17 protein-coding genes, 2 pseudogenes and 1 riboswitch are annotated in these 20,480 nt (G+C 67.6%); of the genes and pseudogenes, 7 read left to right on the top strand and 12 right to left on the bottom strand.

Features of this window, described 5'->3' with window-relative positions; translation table 11 throughout:
* The 4 genes from GOPIP_RS02810 to GOPIP_RS02795 all read right to left on the bottom strand — a co-directional run.
* A partial coding sequence (locus GOPIP_RS02810; RefSeq protein ID WP_006368020.1) for an AAA family ATPase occupies window positions 1–325 on the bottom strand: 325 nt, incomplete at its 3' end.
* Window positions 322–1,635, bottom strand: a complete 1,314-nt coding sequence (locus tag GOPIP_RS02805) for a DUF4350 domain-containing protein (RefSeq protein ID WP_244421104.1) — start codon at window positions 1,633–1,635, stop codon at window positions 322–324. The genes GOPIP_RS02810 and GOPIP_RS02805, both read right to left, overlap by 4 nt.
* Window positions 1,632–2,309, bottom strand: a complete 678-nt coding sequence (locus GOPIP_RS02800) for a DUF4129 domain-containing protein (protein WP_006368018.1) — start codon at window positions 2,307–2,309, stop codon at window positions 1,632–1,634. The genes GOPIP_RS02805 and GOPIP_RS02800 overlap by 4 nt, the downstream gene beginning before the upstream one ends.
* The gene (locus tag GOPIP_RS02795) at window positions 2,294–3,556 is read right to left on the bottom strand and encodes a hypothetical protein (RefSeq protein ID WP_280110113.1); all 1,263 of its coding nucleotides are present in this window, start codon (window positions 3,554–3,556) and stop codon (window positions 2,294–2,296) included. Before GOPIP_RS02795 ends, GOPIP_RS02800 begins: the two co-directional genes overlap by 16 nt.
* 814 nt (window positions 3,557–4,370) lie before the next feature.
* Here GOPIP_RS02795 and GOPIP_RS02785 point away from each other — a divergent pair.
* On the top strand, window positions 4,371–4,781 hold the full coding sequence (locus tag GOPIP_RS02785; RefSeq protein ID WP_006368015.1) for a nuclear transport factor 2 family protein: 411 nt from the start codon (window positions 4,371–4,373) through the stop codon (window positions 4,779–4,781).
* A 60-nt stretch (window positions 4,782–4,841) separates the two neighbouring features.
* Here GOPIP_RS02785 and GOPIP_RS02780 read toward each other — a convergent pair whose 3' ends face one another.
* On the bottom strand, window positions 4,842–5,555 hold the full coding sequence (locus tag GOPIP_RS02780) for an SDR family oxidoreductase (RefSeq protein ID WP_006368014.1): 714 nt from the start codon (window positions 5,553–5,555) through the stop codon (window positions 4,842–4,844).
* Between the two features lie 81 nt (window positions 5,556–5,636).
* Here GOPIP_RS02780 and ggh point away from each other — a divergent pair, with 81 nt between their 5' ends.
* Window positions 5,637–6,977 carry a glucosylglycerate hydrolase gene (gene ggh / locus GOPIP_RS02775; RefSeq protein ID WP_006368013.1) on the top strand — a complete coding sequence of 447 codons (1,341 nt, stop codon included), beginning with the start codon at window positions 5,637–5,639 and terminating at the stop codon, window positions 6,975–6,977.
* Window positions 6,978–7,049: 72 nt separating this feature from the next.
* Here ggh and GOPIP_RS02770 read toward each other — a convergent pair whose 3' ends face one another.
* A complete protein-coding gene (locus GOPIP_RS02770; protein WP_006368012.1) occupies window positions 7,050–8,318 on the bottom strand; it encodes an MFS transporter in 1,269 nt (422 codons plus the stop codon).
* Window positions 8,315–8,788 (bottom strand): MarR family winged helix-turn-helix transcriptional regulator, encoded by a 474-nt coding sequence (locus GOPIP_RS02765; RefSeq protein ID WP_006368011.1) that lies wholly within the window; start codon window positions 8,786–8,788, stop codon window positions 8,315–8,317. The genes GOPIP_RS02770 and GOPIP_RS02765 overlap by 4 nt, the downstream gene beginning before the upstream one ends.
* A 58-nt stretch (window positions 8,789–8,846) precedes the next feature.
* Here GOPIP_RS02765 and GOPIP_RS02760 point away from each other — a divergent pair, with 58 nt between their 5' ends.
* Entirely contained in the window at window positions 8,847–9,074 is a 228-nt protein-coding gene (locus tag GOPIP_RS02760; RefSeq protein ID WP_014362078.1) for a PLDc N-terminal domain-containing protein, read from the top strand.
* Here GOPIP_RS02760 and GOPIP_RS02755 read toward each other — a convergent pair.
* On the bottom strand, window positions 9,064–11,166 hold the full coding sequence (locus tag GOPIP_RS02755) for a PhoX family protein (RefSeq protein ID WP_006368009.1): 2,103 nt from the start codon (window positions 11,164–11,166) through the stop codon (window positions 9,064–9,066). The genes GOPIP_RS02760 and GOPIP_RS02755 overlap by 11 nt on opposite strands.
* A 176-nt stretch (window positions 11,167–11,342) precedes the next feature.
* Here GOPIP_RS02755 and GOPIP_RS02750 point away from each other — a divergent pair, with 176 nt between their 5' ends.
* Window positions 11,343–12,185 (top strand): phytanoyl-CoA dioxygenase family protein, encoded by an 843-nt coding sequence (locus GOPIP_RS02750; protein WP_020172957.1) that lies wholly within the window; start codon window positions 11,343–11,345, stop codon window positions 12,183–12,185.
* A gap of 74 nt (window positions 12,186–12,259) precedes the next feature.
* Here GOPIP_RS02750 and GOPIP_RS02745 read toward each other — a convergent pair whose 3' ends face one another.
* Complete coding sequence (locus tag GOPIP_RS02745) at window positions 12,260–14,323, bottom strand: TPM domain-containing protein (protein WP_006368007.1); 2,064 nt, start codon at window positions 14,321–14,323, stop codon at window positions 12,260–12,262.
* A gap of 170 nt (window positions 14,324–14,493) precedes the next feature.
* Window positions 14,494–14,666: riboswitch (M-box (ykoK) riboswitch) on the top strand.
* Between the two features lie 254 nt (window positions 14,667–14,920).
* On the opposite strand from GOPIP_RS02745, the gene GOPIP_RS02740 reads away from it, so the two are divergent.
* Entirely contained in the window at window positions 14,921–16,684 is a 1,764-nt protein-coding gene (locus GOPIP_RS02740) for an ABC transporter permease (RefSeq protein ID WP_006368006.1), read from the top strand.
* 25 nt (window positions 16,685–16,709) lie between these two features.
* Window positions 16,710–18,065: an ABC transporter ATP-binding protein gene (locus GOPIP_RS02735; protein WP_006368005.1), complete on the top strand. Its 1,356-nt coding sequence runs from the start codon at window positions 16,710–16,712 to the stop codon at window positions 18,063–18,065.
* Window positions 18,066–18,102: 37 nt separating this feature from the next.
* Here the strand turns inward: GOPIP_RS02735 and GOPIP_RS02730 are convergent, their stop codons facing one another.
* Complete coding sequence (locus tag GOPIP_RS02730; RefSeq protein ID WP_373278821.1) at window positions 18,103–18,678, bottom strand: DUF1295 domain-containing protein; 576 nt, start codon at window positions 18,676–18,678, stop codon at window positions 18,103–18,105.
* On the opposite strand from GOPIP_RS02730, the pseudogene GOPIP_RS29345 reads away from it, so the two are divergent.
* Window positions 18,674–18,796 (top strand): annotated as a pseudogene (locus GOPIP_RS29345) (class I SAM-dependent methyltransferase); the annotation flags it as partial. The gene GOPIP_RS02730 and the pseudogene GOPIP_RS29345 overlap by 5 nt on opposite strands.
* A gap of 3 nt (window positions 18,797–18,799) precedes the next feature.
* Here the strand turns inward: GOPIP_RS29345 and GOPIP_RS02725 are convergent.
* On the bottom strand, window positions 18,800–19,993 hold the full coding sequence (locus GOPIP_RS02725; RefSeq protein WP_006368001.1) for a MalY/PatB family protein: 1,194 nt from the start codon (window positions 19,991–19,993) through the stop codon (window positions 18,800–18,802).
* Between the two features lie 193 nt (window positions 19,994–20,186).
* A pseudogene (locus GOPIP_RS02720) lies at window positions 20,187–20,480 on the bottom strand (HNH endonuclease); the annotation flags it as partial.

The following is a 20,480-nucleotide window of genomic DNA, read 5'->3' as shown; positions in this document are numbered from 1 at the left end:
TGACGTCGGAGGTGGCGTTGTCGAAGATCAGCGAGCCGGTGACGTCACCGGGCATCAGATCGGGAGTGAACTGCACGCGTTTGGTGTCGACGGACAACGCTGCCGCGACCGAGCGCACCAGCAACGTCTTCGCCACGCCCGGAACACCTTCGAGAAGGATGTGGCCGCGGCACAGCAATGTGATGAGGATACCGGCGACGGCCGGATCCTGACCCACGACGGCTTTGGCGACCTCGCCGCGCACCGCGCTCAACGCGGCACGCAGATCACGCGGCGGGATGTCGGTGGGGGAGTACGTGGAAGCGGCGGGTGTCTCGGGATTCATGGTCTGCGGAGGACTTCCTTGTCGAGGGCGGTCAGGGCGTCGGTGAACCGAACCAGGTCGGGATCGGTGGTCGGCAGCGGGCCGGCGAGTAGAGCGCTCACCTGCGCCGGGTCCCGGCCGGTGGCGTCGGCGACGGCCGAGATGATCGCAGCCAGAGCGGGATCGGTCGAGGACGTGTGGACATCCGGTTCGTCGAGGGTGTCGAGAGCATGGCCGGGGTCGTACGGCAGTCCCAGATACCCGGCGATCCCGGCGATGGTGTGCACACGCAGCACGGCCGCCGCCCGGTCGGCGGCGCCGGCCCGGCGGTACATGCGGCCGCGCGACCGGGTGGTCTCGATGGCCTTGACGACGGCGGGCAACGGCTCGGTCGCCAGCGGGCCGAAGCGCCGTCCCTGCCAGAGGATCAGCGCCAGCACCGCGAAGAACGCCAGCAGGAACAACGGCCCGACGGCCCGCGGGAACACCGATTGAGAGCTGTGCTGGTCGGAGTTCGAATTCTGATCCGACACCTTGTCATCGCGTTGCGGGACGTACCAGAGGACATGATCGGTGGTGGCAATGGTGCGTATCGCGACGCCGGAGTTGTCGTAGCGCGCCAGATTCTGGTTGAGGGTCATCGGGGCGGTCATCGCCACCACCGGCGGGCCGCCCAGATCGGCGGGCACGCTGACCATGTTGACGCCATTGTTCTGTCCGCGTGAGAAGCATTGAGTCACACCGGTCGTCGTATTCAGTCCGCCGGCAAAGCCGTTTCCCGGGTCGGAGGTGACGACGTCGGAGGGTGAGATGCCCTCAAGGGTGCAGTCGGCCTTGCTCACCGATAGGAGGCTTTCGCCGTAGGAGGTGCTGACCTGCGAGGTGAAGGCGGCGAGCAGTGGGTACGACGGATCGATCAGGACGACCCGATGCGCCGACCGCACCCGGTCGTAGATGGCTTCGGCGACGTCGGTGGAGATCACCGTCTGGCCGCTGATGACCACGGTGGTGTCGGCACCGGGGGTCGAAGTCGTCCGCAGGCTGTCGAGACCGCGGACGACCGAGACGTTCACGCCGTGGTCGTCGATGATGGACGCGAGCGCGCTCGTTCCGTCGGAGCCACGATTGCCGGGATCGAGCGGGGTGGTGTTCGACGAGCGGTTCCCGGCCGCGGAAACCAGCGCGAGCACCGCGAGTACGAGGACCACCGCAACGACGACACCGCCGACCACCCACCACAGCCAACGCCCTGATCGAGTCCGTCCAGGTCCCGGCGTATTCGGCTCCCCGCCGGTCTTCTCGAGTGTCGGTGTGGTGTTCGGCGTGCTCATCGTGGCACCGCATACGTTGCGCCGGAGCCGACGCCGTTCTCCGCGGACGGTCGTGCCGAACGCAGCTCGGCGTCGAGGGTCAACAGTCGTCGGGCCTCGTCGGCCGTCGCCGATGCATGACCGTAGGCGACGCGGTCGAACAGGTCGGCGGCCGCGCCCAGATCGGCCGCATGGTCGGCGAACACCGGGCGCAGCCGGGTCGCGACCTCGTGTGCGGTCAACGACGGCAGATCGTCGAGCACGGTGCGCTCGATGCAGCGTCGGGTCAGAGCGCGCATCGCGAAGACGACGGCACCGTTCGTGTCTCCTTCTGCGAGCAACGATTCGGCGCGGGCGCGCAAGGTGCGCGCCGATGACGGATCGTCGGACAGCACACTGCGATCGACGTCGGCGGCAGCGGTACGCGGGGTACGGCGCATGAATCTGATGCCGTAGATCAGCAGGGCGACCACCACGAGTGCCGCGATGATAGCGATGATGCCCGGCACGGTCTTGCCCGCACCCACCACATCGAGCAGGCGATCGGTGATCCAGCGCCCGATGTCGTCGCCGAGCCGGTCGGCGGCGCTGGGTCCCGAACCCCGCGAATCCGACCACGCATCGCGGGCCCACTGGCGAGCCTCGTCGTTGCCCGGCGTCAAGCCGTCGGCCAGCACGGTCAGCGCGGCGCCCACGGCACACCCCCTCCGGACAAGGACTGGTTCAGTTCGATATCGAAGCCCTCCTTGCGGATTCGGACATCGACATGCATCAGTGCCGACGCCACCGCGATCAGCGGCTGTACGAGCGCTGCGACGAGCACCGCCAGCACGACGGCGACGACACCACCGAGCACACCACCGCCGAGGCCGGTCACCGCATCGACGACCTGCGCAAGCACGAGCTCGATGACCACGGTGATGAGGTTCAGCAACAGGACCACAGCGAAGTAGCGGCCGAACGATCGCCGGGTCAGTGTGACCGAACGCGCCAGGGCGGCAACGGGACCCAGACCCTCGACGGCGGCCGCGGGCACCGTCAGCGACATCCGGATGTAGAGCCACGAGTATCCGAGCACCAGCACCGCGGTGATGATCAGCACCGCGACGAGCGTACCGACGCCCGCCGAATCGAGACCGAGCTCGATCAGAACCAGGGCAGGAATGAAGCACACGAGAGTCACCAGCCCGAGAAGCGCTGTGCCGCCGAGGATTCGCCAGATCGATCCGCGCATGAATCGCCACGACTCGACCCACCCCGAGCGGGCTCCCATGACATCGCGGGCGACCGGGTACGCCACCAGTCCGGCGAGCATCCATCGCCCGACCCACGCGGCGTCCGATATCGCGTCGGGCCCGCCGGCCAGCCATGCTTCCGCATCGAAGAGTCCCGAGTCGCTCACCATCCGAACAACCACCGAGACCAGGAGGCCGCCGACCGAGACGACCGCACTCACCACCGCCGACCACCCGAAGTAGACGCGCGGATTACCGAAGATCGCCGCGAACGTCCCGCTGATCAGATCGCCGACGTTCAGCGGACGCAGCGGGATGATGCCGGGTTTGTGTGTCGGCGGGGGACCGAAGTGGCCTGGCATATACCGGGGATTCTGCGAGGCGTCGCCCGGCTGCTCGCCGACCGCAGTCCCCCACTGGGGGCCGGTGGTCGGCGGAGGCGGTGGTGTCGGCGTCCACTCGTCGACCGGGCCTGATGGCGCCGGTGGAATGTGGCCCGCTCGCTCCGCTCCCGGCGCCGGCGCATCGTGGCCCGCTCGCTCCGCTCCCGGCGCCAGTGGATCGTGGCCCGCTCGCTCCGCTCCCGGCGCCAGTGGATCGTGGCCCGCTCGCTCCGCTCCCGGCGCCAGTCGATCGTGGCCCGCTCGCTCCGCTCCCGGCGCCACCCACCCCGGATCCCGAGAGCCGTCTCCCGGTGGCTGGCTCATGGGGCTCCCTCGACGAACCGATGATCGCGTCCGCGCCGTTGTCGGACACACAGTGTGTGCGCGAACCTATCAAATTCGCGATGTCCGATGCTGTGCGGACAGCTGTGGGTATCGGTTGTCCGGATGACCTCGAGCCGCCTTGGCCGGGGCCGCAATCCTGCCGGCCGTCATTTCCGCGCCCGAGCGGTCGCCCACACGTAGCTACATTCGTGGAGAGCGATGCCCGTGGCCGACCACACCAGGACAAGCCTGAGCGATTCCGAGGAGGTCGCCATATAGGTGACCGAGCCGATCAACACGCCGACGCCCGCGTATGAGAATCCCAGAAGCCGCTTCGCTGCGACCCGCTGTCGCAGCGAATAGCCAGGTGGAAATACAGCTGTCCCTCCGGAGGACAGGATCGACAACATCGATGCAGTGAGCGATGGCGCCGCGGCAGCCGCGGTGCCGATCGAGTCGCCATTCCATAACCCCAGGAGAAGTAGTGCAGGACTGAACAGCGCAATAGTCAGGACCGTGGCAGCCGCCTGGATGACCACCGCCCTCTGCAGCGAGGGCTTTTTCGGCTGCCCGTCGAGTCGGTGCCGGCCACCGCGAAACGGCTCGTCAGATCCGCCGCCATCTCCGCAATCACCATGGAGACGGACGGAGACCAAGCGCGTTGTCCTTCCGCGTTGGGGGAGCCGATAGGTAGGCCCGCAGATTATGAATAGTTAATAGTATTGCCTATCGCTCAATGTCACTCAACTCTGCGCACGCCGCTGCTATCGTCAAACGAGAACACGTTCTAATTCTTCAGCAGAGGGGACACTCGATGAGCGTCGAACAGGACAGCAGTGCGCAGGACTCCGATAGGGCGCAGGCCCGGATCACCGAGGTCGTCGAGAACTACATCGACTTCCTGACCAACGGCACCGCCGAACAGATCGCCGACCTCTACGCACCCGACGCGACCGTCGAGGACCCGATCGGCGCCGACGTTCGCAACACCCGCGAGCAACTCGTCGAGTTCTACTCGATCATCACGAACATGGACGAGCGCACCGCGACGCTCAAGTGGAAGAAGATCGCCGGCGACACCGCGGTCTTCGAGTTCACCCTCGTCACCGGAACCTCCGGCATGCGCTTCGAGATCACCCCGGTCGACATCATGGTCTTCGACGCCGACGGCAAGATCGCCTCGATGCGAGCGGTGTGGCAACCCAGCGACCTCGTCCAGCTCTGAGTCGCCATCACGTGTGACGTTGAGCCCGGAAACCGGGCACAACGTCACACTGATCGGCGGTCATCGCCCCGTCGGCCGCAGCACGATCTCGGCGGGATGGGCATCGGCAGGAGTGTGGATGGCATGTACGACGGCCGCCGCGACGGTCTCCGGCTTGAGGAACTGACCCGGGTCGTACTCCTTGCCCTCGATGGCGATCAGGTCGCGCTGCATGTCGGTGTCGATCCGACCGGGGAAGACCGACGTGACCCGCAACGATGGTTCCTCGAGGCGTAGCGCGTCGGCGAGCGCGCGCAGCCCGAACTTGCTCGCCGCGTAGGCGGCCCAGCCCGGATTGGCGCGCAGGCCCGCACCCGAGTTGATGAAGACGACGTGCCCGCCCGATGCACGCAGCGCCGGGAGCAGGACGCGGGTCAGCTCCGCCGCCGCGATGAGATTGACCTCGAGAAGGTGACGCCATTCGTCGACGGGAGTCTCCCCGACCGGCAACAAACTGCTCCCGACACCCGCGCTGTGCACGAGCACATCCAGCGACGAGATGGCCTCCGCGGCCGCCTCCACCTCCTCGTGATCGGTCAAGTCGACCGCAAACGTCGATGCGCGGTGACTATTCGGCCCGCTCGCTCCGCTCCCGGCGCCGTCCAATTCTGTGGCCAGCGCGTCGAGCTCAGCCGACGGCCGCCCGCCGAGTAGCAGATCGTGGGTCGGGGCGAGTTGACGGGCGATGGCGGCGCCGAGGCCGCGACTGGCCCCGGTGATCAATGCGGTGGACATGATCCGAGCTTAGAACCCGGCATTGCGGCGCCGGCCGATCCTCATCCGGCGCCGATGAGCACGGCGGGGCAGAATCTCCGCATGGCGCGCAACGGTTTCACCCCCACCCAGCTCGCGGCACGCGCCGCGTACCTGTTGCGCGGCAACGACCTGGGCACGATGACCAGTGCCGCCCCTCGCCTGTACCCGCACATGTGGAGTTGGGATGCGGCGTTCGTCACCGTGGGACTGGCGCCGCTGTCGGTGGAACGCGCGGTCATCGAGATGGACACGTTGCTCTCGGCGCAGTGGTCCAACGGGATGATCCCGCACATCGTGTTCGCCAATGGCCGCGACGGCTACTTCCCCGGACCCCGACGCTGGGAGTGCGCGCGCCTGGCCGAGTGCGCACCGGACTACCCCGACACCTCCGGGATCACCCAGCCGCCCGTGCACGCGATCGCCGTGCAACGCATCCTGGACCACTCGCGACGCCACGGTCGCACCACCCGCTCGATGGCCAACGAGTTCATCGACCGGCGGTGGGGCGCCCTCGTGCGCTGGCACCGCTGGCTCGCGCACGCCCGTGACCCCAACGGTCGTGGACGCATCACGATCTATCACGGGTGGGAGTCAGGGATGGACAACTCCCCGCGCTGGGACAAGCCCTACGCGGGGGTGACCCCCGGCGACGATCTCCCCCCGTACCAGCGCGCCGACCTCGACCACGTCACCGACCTGTCGATGCGACCCACCGACCACGAGTACGACCGCTATATCTGGCTGGTCGAGGAGATGAAGCGCGCCAACTACGACGACGAGTTGCTCCCCAAGGTGATGAGTTTCGCCGTGGAGGACGTTTTCGTCAGTGCCATCTTCTCGCTCGCCTGCGACGTGCTGGCGACCATCGGGGAGGACTACTCCAAACCGCGGTCCGACGTCCGGGACCTGCGGGCCTGGGCCGATCGTTACCGGACCGGTGTGGCCGCGGCGTCCAACGAACGTAACGGCGCAGCAAGGGATTTCGACCTCCGGGCCGACAGGTGGATCACCACCGAGACGATCGCGCAGTTCGCGCCGCTGCTGTGCGGCGGCCTGTCGCGCGAGCAGGAGCGTGCACTGCTCCGCCTGTTCGACGGACCGCGGTTCTGCGGACATCCGGACCTGCGTTACGCCGTGCCGCCGTCGACGTCGCCGATCTCCGCGGACTTCCGGTCGCGCGAGTACTGGCGCGGCCCGGTCTGGCCGGTGATGACGTGGTTGTTCAGTTGGGCGTTCGCGCGGCGGGGCTGGCCCGAGCGATCGGCGCGACTGCGCGAGGAAGGTCTGCGTCAGGCCACCGACGGCGCCTTCGCCGAGTACTACGAACCCTTCACCGGCGAACCGCTCGGCAGCATGCAGCAGAGTTGGACCGCCGCGTCGGTGCTGGATTGGTTGGACTGACACACACCAGCGACACACGACGACCGCCCACCGGAGGGTGAGCGGTCGTGGATGAGAACGGGTCTGAGTACTTCAGTACTCCTCGGCCCCGACGAGCACCGCTTCTTCGGCCACCTCGTGGGATTCGGCGCCGGTGGTGCGGACGAAGCTCACCGCGATGACGGCGACCACGCAGTACGCGGCGGCGAACCACCACGGGGCAGCCGTCGAGGAGAACCACTCGGCGAGATGTGCGACGAGGACAGCGGCCACCGCCGCACCGGCCCACCGCAGGAACGAGTAGCCGGCGCTCGAGACCGACCGCGGCGTCGAGCCGTCACCCGATCCCATCGCGACACCGGTGAACAGCGTGTTGAGCACACCGGACGGGATACCCGACAGGACGACGGCGAGGCCGATCAGCCACACGTGACCGGTGAACGTGCCGACGCCGGCCAGCGCCATCACCACGGCGTACGCGGCGATCGCCGACATCACTCCACCACGCTGACCGAGTGCCTCGGCGATGCGCGGCGCGACGAAGACACCGGCGAGTGCGGTGAGCAGACCCCAACCGAAGAAGATCAGTCCGGCCCAGATGGGCTTGAGCCCCATGGCAATCGGCGCCCAGGCGATGACGGTGAACAGAGCGCCGGTGTAGAAGGCGGAGCCGATCGAGGTGATCAGCAGGGTACGGTTGCGCAGCGCCTTGATGGGATCGAGGATCGCCACCGGCTCACGGGACGTGCGCGGCCCGTCGGCGGGGAGCATCACCGCGCACAGGATGGCGCCGATCAGCATGAGGATCGCGGTGCCGCCGAACGGTGCACGCCAGGTCCACGAGCCGAGGATCGCCCCGAGTAATGGTCCGACGGCCAGGCCGACGCCCAATGCGGCCTCGTACAGCATGATCGCGCCGTGCGTCGAGCCCTTGGCCGAGCTCACGATGAAGGCGAGTGCGGTGGCGATGAACAGCGCGTTGCCCAGTCCCCAGATCACCCGGTAGGCGATCAGCTGGTCGATGCCGCCGGCGAACGCGGAGATGGCCGCGGCGAGGACGATGAGTGAAAGGCCCACGGTCAGTGTGCGTTTCGGGCCGAAGCGGTAGGCAGACCACCCGGTGATCAGCATGGCGACGCACTGCACGCCGACGTACACGCCGAAGAGCAGGGTCAGCTTGTCCGGCGGCGCGTTGAGCGCCTCGGCGATGCTGTTGAGGATCGGGTCGACCAGCCCGATACCCATGAACGCGATGACCGCGGCGAACGCGGTCACCCAGACCGTACGGGGTTGTGCGGCGAAGGTGGCGAGCAGTGAGTGCTCGTCGGATGTGGCTGTGGCAGCCGGTGTTCGGGTGGTCATTGGTCTCCTCGTTGACGTGTCGGAACGGTGCCCTCGAGCACTTCGTGCAGCGCTCGCAGGGCCGGTGCGGCGGCGGCCAGCGCGGCGCGGTCGTCGTCGGAGAGTTCGGCGATGGCGTGTGCCAGCACGTCATCGCGCTGTTCGCGGACCCGTTGGAGCACCGCCCGGCCGTGGTCGGTCAGTGAGACCAGCACGGCGCGGCGATCGGTGGGATCGGGTTCGCGTAGGACCAGCCCGTTGCGGATGAGACCGTCGACGAGGCTGGTGGCGGTGGGCATGCGGATGGATTCGCGGGCGGCGAAGTCACCCATGCGCATCGGTCCGTGGTCGAGCAGGGTCGCCAGGCCGGACGCCTGGGCCGACGAATACTCGGGAATCGGTGTGTGGCGTCGCAACATCAGGTACAGACGGGTCAGGTCCGGGCGAATGGCTCGGGCGAGGGAAGCGGTGTCCTGATGCGTGGCGGTCACACTTCGTAAGTCTAATACTTAGAGATGCGAAATAAAAGCGGTGGGTACTGTGACCTGTGTGACCCGACGCAAGAAGAAGTTCTCCGAACTGTCCCCACGGTCGCGGACCGCGATCCGCGTCGGCGCGTTCGCGCAGGTCGCGCTGCAGGCGGCGGCACTGTGGGATCTGTCCCGCCGCCCGGCAGCCGAGATCCGCGGCACCAAGCGGGCGTGGGTGGCCGCGTCCTTCGTGAATTTCTTCGGCCCCATCGCGTACTTCGTCTGGGGCCGCGACGTCAGGCGTTGACGCCGATCGCGCCTCCGTCGCGCCACACCGCCACCACCGAGGGCCGCGGTTGCGAGTTTCCACCGTCGGGCCAGTGCGACATCGGATTGTCCGCGGAGTGGTCGTCATCCTCGCCGGGGTGCTGCACGCACACCACGACGCGGTCGTCGGTGATGATCGGACCGCACGTCTCACCGCCGGCCGGCACGGTGAGGAACTGTTTGGTCTCGCCGCGTCGAGGTCCGTCGAGCGCGACCGCGAAGAGACCGTCGTTGCTGTCGAGGGCGTTGCCGTCGGTGGAGATCCACAGGTTGCCGTGCGGATCGAAGGCCACGTTGTCCGGGCACGAGATCGGGCTCACCGCGGTCTTGTCGAAGCCAGCGTAGTAGGTGTCGGCCTCGGCCGGATCCCCGCACACCAGAAGCAGATTCCAGGTGAACTCGGTCCCCGCATGGTCGTCGTCGATCTCGATGATCTGACCGTTCTTGTTCTCGTTGCGCGGATTGGCGGTGTCGGCGGCGGCCTTGCCCTTGGTGCCGCGTTTGGTGTTGTTGGTCAGCGCGCAATACACCTTGCCGGTCTGCGGATGCGGCTCGATGTCCTCGGGACGGTCCATCTTGGTGGCACCGGCCTTGTCGGCGGCGACCCGGGTGAACACCGCCACCTGCTGCGGTGTCATGCCCTCGACATGAGAAGTGGCCGAACCGTTCTCGTCGACGGTCAGCAGCTTGTGCCAGCGGCCGGTGCCGGTGAACCCACCGTCGGGTACCCGGCCGCTGCCGTCGATCTGTTCGGGATGATCACCGGTGAAGCTCGCGACGTAGAGGGTGCCCTCGTCGAGGATTCGTAGGTTCGCCGCACGCGCGGTCTTCGAGCGTCCCTCGGAGACCTTGCGGCTCGAGACGAATTTGTAGATGTACTCGAAGCGTTCGTCGTCGCCGCTGTAGGCGACGACGGTGCCGGCATTCGAACCACCCTGCACCACATGGATGGTCGCCGACTCGTGTTTGAGCCTCCCCAGCGCGCTGTGCTTGATCGGCGTCGACGCCGGGTCCTGCGGATCGACCTCGACGACATAACCGAACCTGTTGGCCTCGTTGGGTTCCTGCGCGAGATCAAAGCGTGTCTCGTAGCGACCCCACTGGTGATAGTCGGCGTCGTCGGCAAAGGAGTAGCGCTCGAGGTTCTCGACGGCGGCGGGTTCGGTCACCCGACTCGCGTTGGAGAAGTAGTTGTTGAAGTTCTCCTCACCGGAGAGCATCGTGCCCCACGGCGTGATGCCACCGGAGCAGTTGCCGATCGTGCCGAGCACGGTCGTTCCGGCCGGATCCGCCGAGGTGCGAACGTATTCGCTGCCGGCCGCCGGCCCGGTCAACCGGAACGGGGTCGACGCGGTGATACGCCGATTCCGTTCCCCGACAACCGGAGTCAACGCACCCGAGCGGGGGACCGCGGCCACCTCGACGACGGTGATCCCGTGCGCGGCCATCGAGATGCGGGCCTGTTGCTCGGTCGGCTCCTTGGGCACATATCCGCGGAACATGAACTCCTCGGTCGTGTACTCCTGGTTCACCACCAGATAGAAGTGGTCGGGAGCACCGCTGCCACCATTGACGCCGTCGATCGGGATGAGCCCGGCGAAGTCGTTGTTGAAGCCGAACTGCATGGCCTGCGCCTGCGGCGTCTGGTTGTCGAAGTCGAAAGCGGGTGCACCGGGCAGCACCGGGTCACCCCACCGGATCACCACCTGCTGGCGATACCCGTCCGGGATCACCACCGCGTCGGTGGTGTTGGGGGCCACCGGCGTGAAATCCATACCGGGCCGCGGTGTCGCCGACGCGGTGCTCGCCGCGTCGTCACCACAGGCCGCGAGTAGCGAGGTGGCCGCGACGCTGCCCGCCACCACGGCCGACCCCTTGAGGAATCCACGTCGAGACACCCCGGCGCGCACGATGTCCCGGAAGTAGGCGTTGTCGCTGGTGTTGCCGGGCTCGTGCCAGCAGGCCTCACCGCACTTGTATCGGCAGGTGATCCGGGCGCGCGCAGAGGTGCCGACGCCGGCATTGCGGGCGGCGTCATCTGCGGAGGTGAACAGCTGCAACGGAATACGCACGAGGAAGACCTCCGGAACTGGGGTGGACGACGATTGTCCGCAAAGGGCTGTTTGCGAACCTTGTCAGACCGTAGGGAGGCCGGTCGAACCGGCGGAGATCTCCGGGTGAACGCGGGACGAACAGCCGGTGCGCGCTCGCACGGCGAGGTGCGACGCACCGGACTATCGTGACGCCCATGATCGGCGAACCGGGCATCTTCACCCCCGACCAGACCACCGAACTCGCGCGGTTCTATCACGCGAACGGGTACGCGACGCTGCGCGGACTACTCGACGCCGAGGGAATCGCCGTGATCGAACGCGAGTGTGTTTCGGCTCAGGACAGGGTGATTCGTGGTGAGCTCGACGCCCGCTACGGTTCGACGGTGTTCCTCGACGACGCATCGAAGGCGCAACGATTCGCCAACTACGTCGAGTACGTCAACGAACTCGCCCCGTCGGTGCCCGCACTCCTGGCCGACGAGGCGTTGCTCGCCGCGGTCCGGGCGGCGATCGGTGAGAACGCGTGGCTGCGTTCCGACGACGGGTTCGGAGTGGTCTACCAAGATGCCCGCCCGGGCCGCGAGTCGGGGTACTCGCGCATCGGCTGGCATTCGGATTGGCAGGCCAGCCCCAGCATGGACATCTGGCCGTCGGCGGCCTTCACCATCCACATCGACGCCACCTCACCGGCCAACGGCTTCCTCCGCGTGGTGCCCGGCAGTCATCGCTGGGCCACACCCGCACCGTTTCGCAACATCAACAACGTCGAGGTACCGGCGACCGCGGTGCCCGCCCGCGGATGGACCGACGCCGCACCGCCGTTCGCGATGCCGCTCGGATTCGAGAAGGTGCCCGGCGAGATCGGTGTCTACCTCGAGCGCGGCGACATCTTGCTGCACGACGGATACCTGTGGCATTCCGCAGCGCGCGCCACCGACGACGACACCACCCGCCGACATGTGCGCGGCGGGTTCTTCGCGGGGACCCGGCCACCGACCGGCGCCCCGGCCGAGTTCGTCAAGAACGCCGCCCGCTGAAACCTCGTGCCGCGCAACCCCTTGTGTGAACCCATTGTGCCGCAGCACCACCCGACCTCACCGACCGGGCACGCTCAGAACCGACCGCCGACCCCGATCCGGCCGGAACTCGACGATCCGCCGAACGACCCGGGACTACGCCCACCACTGGTGTAGCCGCCCCCGAAACCACCACCACCGAAACCGCCGCCGCCGCGCATCGTTCCGCGTAGGAAGCTGTCGACCAGGATGCCACCGAGAACCGCTCCGGCCGTGGATGATCCGTGCGCTCGCGGTTGCTGACCCTGCTGCCAGCCGACCACGTCTCCCTGCGCGGCCATCAGCGCCTGATCGGCCAGCGAGCCGGCGCGCCGGGCCGCATCGGCGGCTGCGAGGGGATCGGTGGCGCCGGTGTTCTGCGCGCTGGCCAGCAATCGCTCGGCCTCGGAGAGGCGGGTCCGCGCGACCGACTGCACCGCACCGCGTCGGGTACCGATGAAATCGCGTGCCGCCGACACCTTTGCCTGCGCCGATGTCAGTGCCGCACCGAGCATCTCGGACCGCCGGGTGCGTTCGGCAGCCGCCCCGCGCGCGGCGTCGAGAGCCTTGTCCAGTGCGGCGTCGGCGTCGACGAGGGAGGTGAACACGCCGAGCGGGTCGGCGTCGAATCCGGTGCGCGCGGCCTGCAGGGCCGTGGTCGCCGTAGCGACCGCCGACGCCAGCGCCGGCCCGCCGTCGGCACCGAGCTGCGCGGCCTCGGCCAGCTCTCCCTCGACCTCGGTGATCAGCGCGGGCATTTGGGAGTGCGCGGCGGCGATGTTGCCCTCGGCGTTGTCGATGGCGTCGAGCAGGTGGGTCGCCTGGGTGATCGCGCCCTCCGCGGCGCGGATGTCGGCGACCGCCGGACCCTGTTCTCCGGCCGGCCGGGAGATCGCCTCGCGTCCCTGATCGGCGCTGCGCTCGGCGAATCCGATCTCCTGACGAGCCAGCTCCACGTTGTGCAGGATCGAGGCGCACTGTTGCGCTCCGTGACGTGAGACGAGCGCCTCGAGCTGCCCGGCCGAGGCGTCGGCGCGGGTACGCAGATCGACCAGCCGGCGGGTGATCTCGTCGAACCGGGCGTCGGCGTTGATCAGCAGGTTGCGCATCTCGTCGAACGCCGCCACCTGCTCGTCGAGGGCGCCGTCGGCGTCGGTGCAGGCGGTGATGATCTGCAGCAGCATCGATCGTTGCTCGTCGGGGGTCTCGGGGATGTTGTCGTCGAGACGCTGGCGCACCGTGAACGACGCCGCCAGCGCCTCTCGCGCTCGCGCCACCGCGGCGGTGAACGGAGCAGTCTGCGCCTCACCGAACTCGCCGACCGCGAGCCGCAATTCCTCCTCGCTGGTGCGGATCGCATTGTCGGTGTCGGTGAGCACCTCCCGCGACCACGGGTCGAGCACATCGAGCGGTTGCGCGGCCAACTGGTCGACGGTCAGTTCCTGCTCCCGCAGCGTCTCGAGTCCGCTGTCGAGGGCGCGGCGTTTGCGCCGACGGGAGTAAACCCACATCCCACCCGCACCGACGACGGCGACACCCGCCACCGAGCCGGCGACGATCAGTCCGGTGTGCGACGGGGTGAGGGCATCGGAGAGGCCGTCGGCGGCTGCTACCCCGGCGCCCGGAAAGTTGCCCTTCTTGAGAGCGGGAACGATGTCGCCGGTCGCGATGTCGGACAGGTTCGACTGGGTCACGCCGTCAACGGAGCCGATGGTGCCGAACCAGTAGGCACGGTCCTCGGTGGCGACGGCGAGTAGCACCTCGTGGTCGTCGAGCCCACTGAGCTCGGCGGCCTTGCGACCCCACTCCTCGGGGTTCTGGCCGTCGAAATTCTTGACGTAGACCACCCACAGCTGAACGCTGTGATCGTTGTACAGATTGTCGGTCGCCGTCTGGATCTGGGCGCGCTGATCGACCGACAGGACACCCGCCGGATCGGAGATCGGCTCGGGTAGACGGGTCGGCGGCTCGGCGTGGGCCGCGCCCGTCCCGAGCAGAAGCGGTCCGAACAGAACGGCAGCGAGGAAAACCACCGCCGCGAGTCCGCGGGTGGCCGGCGAGACAGGCCCCGACGATCGCATCGCGTGCCGGGTCTGCCCCGGCGATCCCGAACACAGCATGTCACTCAATCTAGGGCATCGGGGCGCGGGTTCCGGCGAGGTGAGGTGCGTCGGGCAGCGACCGGCTTGCCCGAAATGCGGCCCGCAGACGGTGGCAGGTCGTCGGGATTGCCGGGGTCGGCGGTGCCGGGCTTGCGCGCGGCGCACTTCGGTGCCAACCTTGCTTCGCAAGGTGCGCTTGTTCGCTGAGGCTCCTTCGCGGAAACAGGCCAGCGACCCCGAACGTCGAGAGACGCCAAGGGTCAGGACAGATTCATTCGGATCAAGGGTGAGTCCCGATTGGCTCCCGTCGTCGTACGGGTGACGCCGCGAAGTGCCAAAGGTCTGACGAGGAGACGTAGGAGGTGGGCACATGAGTGACGGCCCGTCTATATCCGGTACCCGGCGCTGACGCGGGTACCACCCCCATTGATCAACTGACTCTTCCGGCTGCCCGCCGGTCCGTCGTCGTGCTCGCGCTGCCGCACGACGGGTCCGACGCGGCCGCTCATTGCTGTGCCATCGGGTAGCTGACGCCCGAGGAGTCCCTTGTGCCACCGGCACTGTCCGCCAACGGCACTGTCCACCAACTGCGCTGTCCGCGAAAGGATTTCAGACATGACCACAGTTCTGCGTCGGGGCGCGCCGCCGACCGCCGGGCGGCCCGAACGGGTACGTCCACGCGCCTGGCCCGCCGACATCCTGGTGCTCGTCGGGGCGGCTGCCCTGATCTGGTGCATCATCACCCTGGCCCACGCCATGGGCGCACCCGCCGATTTGGCCGGCGCCCCATCGTCGATCGACACCGATCCCGCGAAACTTCCCTATTACGCGGCACGTTCGCTTCTCCGGATGTTCATCGGCCTGGGGTTGTCGATCGTGTTCACCCTCGTGTACGCGACGCTGGCAGCCCGGTCGCGGCGGGCGCGGACGGTGCTGTTGCCGATTCTCGATATCCTGCAATCGGTTCCGATTCTCGGCTTCCTGTCGGTGACCGTGACGTTCTTCGTCGCCCTGTTCCCCGGATCGGAACTCGGCCTGGAGTGCGCGTCGATCTTCGCGATCTTCACCTCGATGGCCTGGAACATCACGTTCGCCTTCTACCAGTCGCTCGTCAGCCAGCCCCGCGATCTCACCGAGGCCGCGGTGAACCTGAGAATGACGCGCTGGCAACGGTTCTGGCGACTCGACGTGCCCAGTGGCCTGATCCCGATGGTGTGGAACGCGATGATGAGCTTCGGTGGTGCGTGGTTCTTTCTCACCGCGTCGGAGGCGGTCACCGTCGGCGGCAAGTCCTACGCACTGCCGGGGATCGGCGCCTACGTCGCCTCGGCGTCGGATGCCGGTCAGCTGTCCCGGATCTGGTGGGCGATCCTGACGATGGTGATCGTCGTCGTCGCCCTCAACGCGGTGTTCTGGAGCCCGTTGACCGCCTGGGTCGAGCGGTTCCGTATCGAGAACTCGGCATCCGGGGTGGAACCCAAATCGATGATGCTCTCGCTGCTGCGCCGCTCGAACGCCGGCCGGGCCGCGGGTATCGTGTTCGCGCCGGTGGCCGCCTTCCTCGATCGGGTCTGCGGATTCCTCGGTGGCCGTACGCAACCGGTGACCACGACCACGGCGGCCCGCCGCCGCACCGGCGATGTGGTCTTCGTCGTCGCGGTGCTCGCGGTTCTGGTCTACACGACCTGGCGGGTGGTCGAATCGATCGCGGCCTGGGCCGATCTCGCCACCGTCGGCAGTGTATTCGCAATGGGCCTGGCGACCATGGCCCGCGTGGTGGCGCTGATGATCGTCGCCAGCGCGATCTGGGTGCCGATCGGTGTGATCATCGGCCTCAACCCGAGGCTGACCCGGATGTTGCAGCCGGTGGTGCAGGTGTGTGCCAGCTTCCCGGCGAACTTCTTGTTCCCGATGGTGATGGCCGTGTTCATCGCCTGGCACATTCCGCTGAACATCGGCGGCATCGTCCTGATGGCCCTCGGTACGCAGTGGTACATCCTGTTCAACGTGATCGCCGGGGCGGGCGCAATCCCCAACGATCTGCTCGAGGCGTCCCGGGACATGCGGCTGCCCCGGGTGTTGCGTTGGCGATATGTGTTGCTGCCGGGCATCTTCGCCAGTTTCGTGACCGGCGGCATCACCGCGGCCGGCGGGGCGTGGAACGCCTCCATCGTCGCCGAATTCGTCAGTTACAACGGGACCGACCACCATGCCTACGGACTGGGCAACTACATCGCCGAACAGACCGCATCGTCGGCGCCGGGACACACCGCGCTGCTGTTGCTGGGCATCGTCGTGATGTGTCTGTTCGTCGTCGCCACCAACGCTGCCTTCTGGCGCCGGCTCTATGCCCTTGCCGAGCGCCGCTACTCACTGTGAAACAGCTTGCGAAAGAGGAAATCTCATGACTGTCACCATCACCGACGAGCAGACCCGTGGTGCCACCGGGCCCGCACCCCTGATCGAGATCAGCGGATTGACCAAGAGTTTCGACGGCCCGCGCGGTGACGTGCTGACCGTGCTCGACGGCATCGACCTCCGTATCGAACCGGGTGAGATCGTCGCCCTTCTCGGCCGTTCCGGATCGGGTAAGTCGACGCTGCTGCGCATCATCGCCGGGCTGATCCCGGCCAGCACCGGGTCGGTACTCGCCAACGGCAAGGAGCTGTCGGGGGCCAACGCGTCGACGGCCATGGTTTTCCAGTCGTTCGCGCTGATGCCCTGGCTGACGGTGCAGGCCAACGTCGAGCTCGGGCTGGCCGCACTCGGTGTGAGCCCCGACGAGAGGCGTCGGCGGGCCTTGGCCGCCATCGACACCATCGGATTGGACGGATTCGAATCCGCTTACCCGCGTGAGCTTTCTGGCGGCATGAGGCAACGCGTCGGATTCGCGCGGGCGTTGGTGCTGCAGCCCGACCTGCTGCTGATGGACGAGCCGTTCTCCGCCCTCGACGTGCTGACCGCGGAGAACCTGCGCAACGAGTTGATCGATCTGTGGACCGGATCGGACTTCCCGACCAAGAGCATCTGCATCGTGACCCACAACATCGAGGAGGCGGTGCTGCTCGCCGACCGCGTCGTCGTCCTCGGTTCCAAGCCCGGCCGCATCATCCACGAGGCACGGGTTCCGATGCCCCGGCCCCGGGATCGGGAGTCGCCGCAGTTCGTGTCGTTGGTCGACGAGCTGTACGGCGTGCTCACCGGACGGTTCGACCCGAACGGGTCGGTGGCGGCGTCCGAGCCGAATGCCGTTGCTGCCGAAGCGACCCCGGTGAACCGGCCGCTGCCCGCCGCGTCGGTCGGCGGGATCGCCGGACTCATCGAGATCCTCGTCGCGCAAGGTGGCGACGCCGATCTGCCCGACCTCGCCACCACCCTCAACTTCGAGATCGACGACCTCCTCCCGCTCGTCGACGCCGCGGTGCTGCTCGGCCTGATGGAGGCCCGTGACGGTGACCTGCACATCACCGAGGTCGGCACACGCTTCGACGGCGCCAGCATCCAGGACAGCAAGGAGATCTTCGCCACCCAGGCCAGTACGCGGGCGCCGTTGGTACGCACCATCATCCGCGCCCTGCGCAGCAGTGCCGACGGCAAATTGCGGGCCGGGTTCTTCCTCGACCTGCTCAGCCGCGGATTCGGTACCGCCGACGCCGAACGGCAGTTCGCGATCGCCGTGGACTGGGGACGCTACGGGGAGATGTTCGACTACGACTCGGACTCCGACCAGGTCTCGCTCGATCCGGCGTTCAAGGGGTGAGCCGTAGCGCCCGAAGTATGAGGCCCAGCGCTCGGCGTCACGGCGTGGCGCCGAGCGCGCGGTGCCGCGGTGGCATCGGCACGAAACCCGCAGTGCGGCGCTGGTAGTCGGCGTACTCCGGGTACTTGCCCAGGGTGATCGACTCGGTGAACTTCGTCGACCCGACGAACAACAGGGTCAAGAGGACGGCGCCGAGGACGGTCGGCTGCAGCACCGAGCCGGCCGCCGACGCGCCGAACGCGAAGATCACCCACCACTGTGCCTGCTCGCAGAAGTAATTGGGGTGTCGGCAAAACCGGAACAGTCCTTCGGTGAGGAAGCGGGACGGCGGCTCGACACCTTGCGCCAGCGTCTCCGCCTTGCGGCGATGGAACTCCCATTGCTGCTGATCGGCAACGGTTTCACCGGCGAGGAACGCCACGAACAGCAGGGCGAGGATCACGTCGAGCACACCGAAACCGCCGGGATGGCGCAGCGCGGTGTAACCCGGCAGGGAGATCAGCACCAGCAGCAGATTCTGGTAGATGACGATGAAGAACAGGTTGAACAGAGCGAACTGCCATCCGCTCATCTTCGATCGGAGGATCTGCCATCGGTAGTCCTCCATTGACATCGCCGAGATGCTGGGCGACGGTTGGCAGGTGATCACACACGAGACGCGGGAACGGGGGCGCCCCGCCGGCGGCGGTCACCACATCAACGACGTGGTGCTGCGGGCGCGGCGCACGTAGGTGCTAGTTCTGGCCGTGAGCGTCGACGACGCGCGCAATCCGTTCGATCGCTTCGGTCAGTACCTCGGGTGAGCACGCGACGTTGATTCGCGCGAATCCTTTGCCCTGATCGCCGAAGGCGGGACCCCGGTGGAGGGCGACGCGCCCTTCGTCGAGGATCGGTTCGGCCGGGTCGTCCCCGAGGCCGGTGTCGCCGAAGTCGAGCCAGGCGAGGTACGAGGCGTGCGGTCGGGTGTAGCGGACCTGCGGAAGATGTTGTGCGAGAAGCTGCTCCAGCAGGTCGAGGCTGTCGCCGATGGTGTTGAGCGTCCCTGCGAGGTAGTCGTCGCCGTGGGTGTAGGCGGCCGCGGAGGCTGCACGGCCGAGAATGCTGGTCCGGAAGGCGACCTCGTGCGGTTGGCGTCGAACGACGGCGCGCATGAGGTCGCTGCCGACTACGGTGAGCGCGCACTTGGTGCCGGCGATGTTGAACGCCTTGCTCGCGGAATGGGCGGCGATGCCGACCTTGCGAGCGGCACCGCTGACGGACAGGAACGGCACGAAGGGTGGAGCCTCCGGCGGGTGCACCAGCGGGGCGTGGATCTCGTCGCTGACGACGACGGCACCGTGATCGTCGGCCATCTCGGCCAGGGCGACGAGATCCTCGCGCGGATGCACGAGGCCGAGCGGATTGTGCGGATGGCACAGCAGGATTGCGCGTGTCCCTGCAGCGAACTCCGCGCCGATCGCGTCGAGATCGAGGCGGTAGCCGGTGGGACGAGTCGAGTCTGCGACCAGGGGTACCTGGTGGAGGCGGCCGCCGGCTTCCGGGATGAGTTCGAAGAACGGCGGGTACACCGGCGGCGTGATGATCACTCGGTCGCCGGGTGAGATCGCGGCCCGGAGTGCTTCGACGATCACCACGCTGACGTCGGTGGTGAGGTGCACGTCGTCGGGATCGACGCGCCAGCCCCAGTGCCGTTCGGCGAACCCGGAGAACGCCGGTCCCACACTGCCGGTGGTGCCGGCGTAGCCGAGGTCGGAGGTCTCGATCTGGGTACGCATGGCGTTGGCCACGACCGGCGCGATCGGATAGTCCATCTCCGCCACGAACAACGGCAACACGTCGTCGGGGTAGGTGCGCCACTTCTCGCTGTTGCGCCGACGCAGCTCCGCCAGCGACGGTGCCGCCGGTCTCGGCAGCTCTCGACTGGTCATGTCCTCTTGTCTAGCACCGCTGCGGGCTTTTCGATGTCGGCTGTCGGGGGTCTCGAGCCGTTCTTTTCGGTGGTCGAGCAGCCCGGCGGATCTTTCGTCCCGGTGGTCGAGGTGCCGAGGAGCGCTAGCGACGAGCCTCGAGACCTGTTGCGCCGCTGCTGGTTCCGACCCCGAACGGAAGCACGCCCCGGGTCTAGAGTCCGCGGTCACCGAGTAGGTGGGCGAGTCGGGTGTCGATCGGCGAGTCCGGGCCAGGGTCGGGGGTGAGGATCTCGACGAGATCGTAGTACCCGTGCCCGATCGGGACTCGGGTGCGGCGGATTCGGTCGGTGGGCGCCAGCAAGCTCCGGTCGTCGCGCTCGGCGAGATCGGTATCGGCATCGGCCTGTGGGGTGTCGGGTGGTGGGTGCAGGTCGGCGCGTACTTTGTCGAGGGTGGCGCGGAAAGTGGCCCCGACGTCGGGGAGTGCGTTGGTGCGTTTCGGGTT

The organism is Gordonia polyisoprenivorans NBRC 16320 = JCM 10675 (assembly GCF_000241325.1).
GTDB classification, from domain to species: Bacteria; Actinomycetota; Actinomycetes; order Mycobacteriales; family Mycobacteriaceae; genus Gordonia; species Gordonia polyisoprenivorans.
This window is presented reverse-complemented; position numbering and strand designations above follow the sequence as displayed.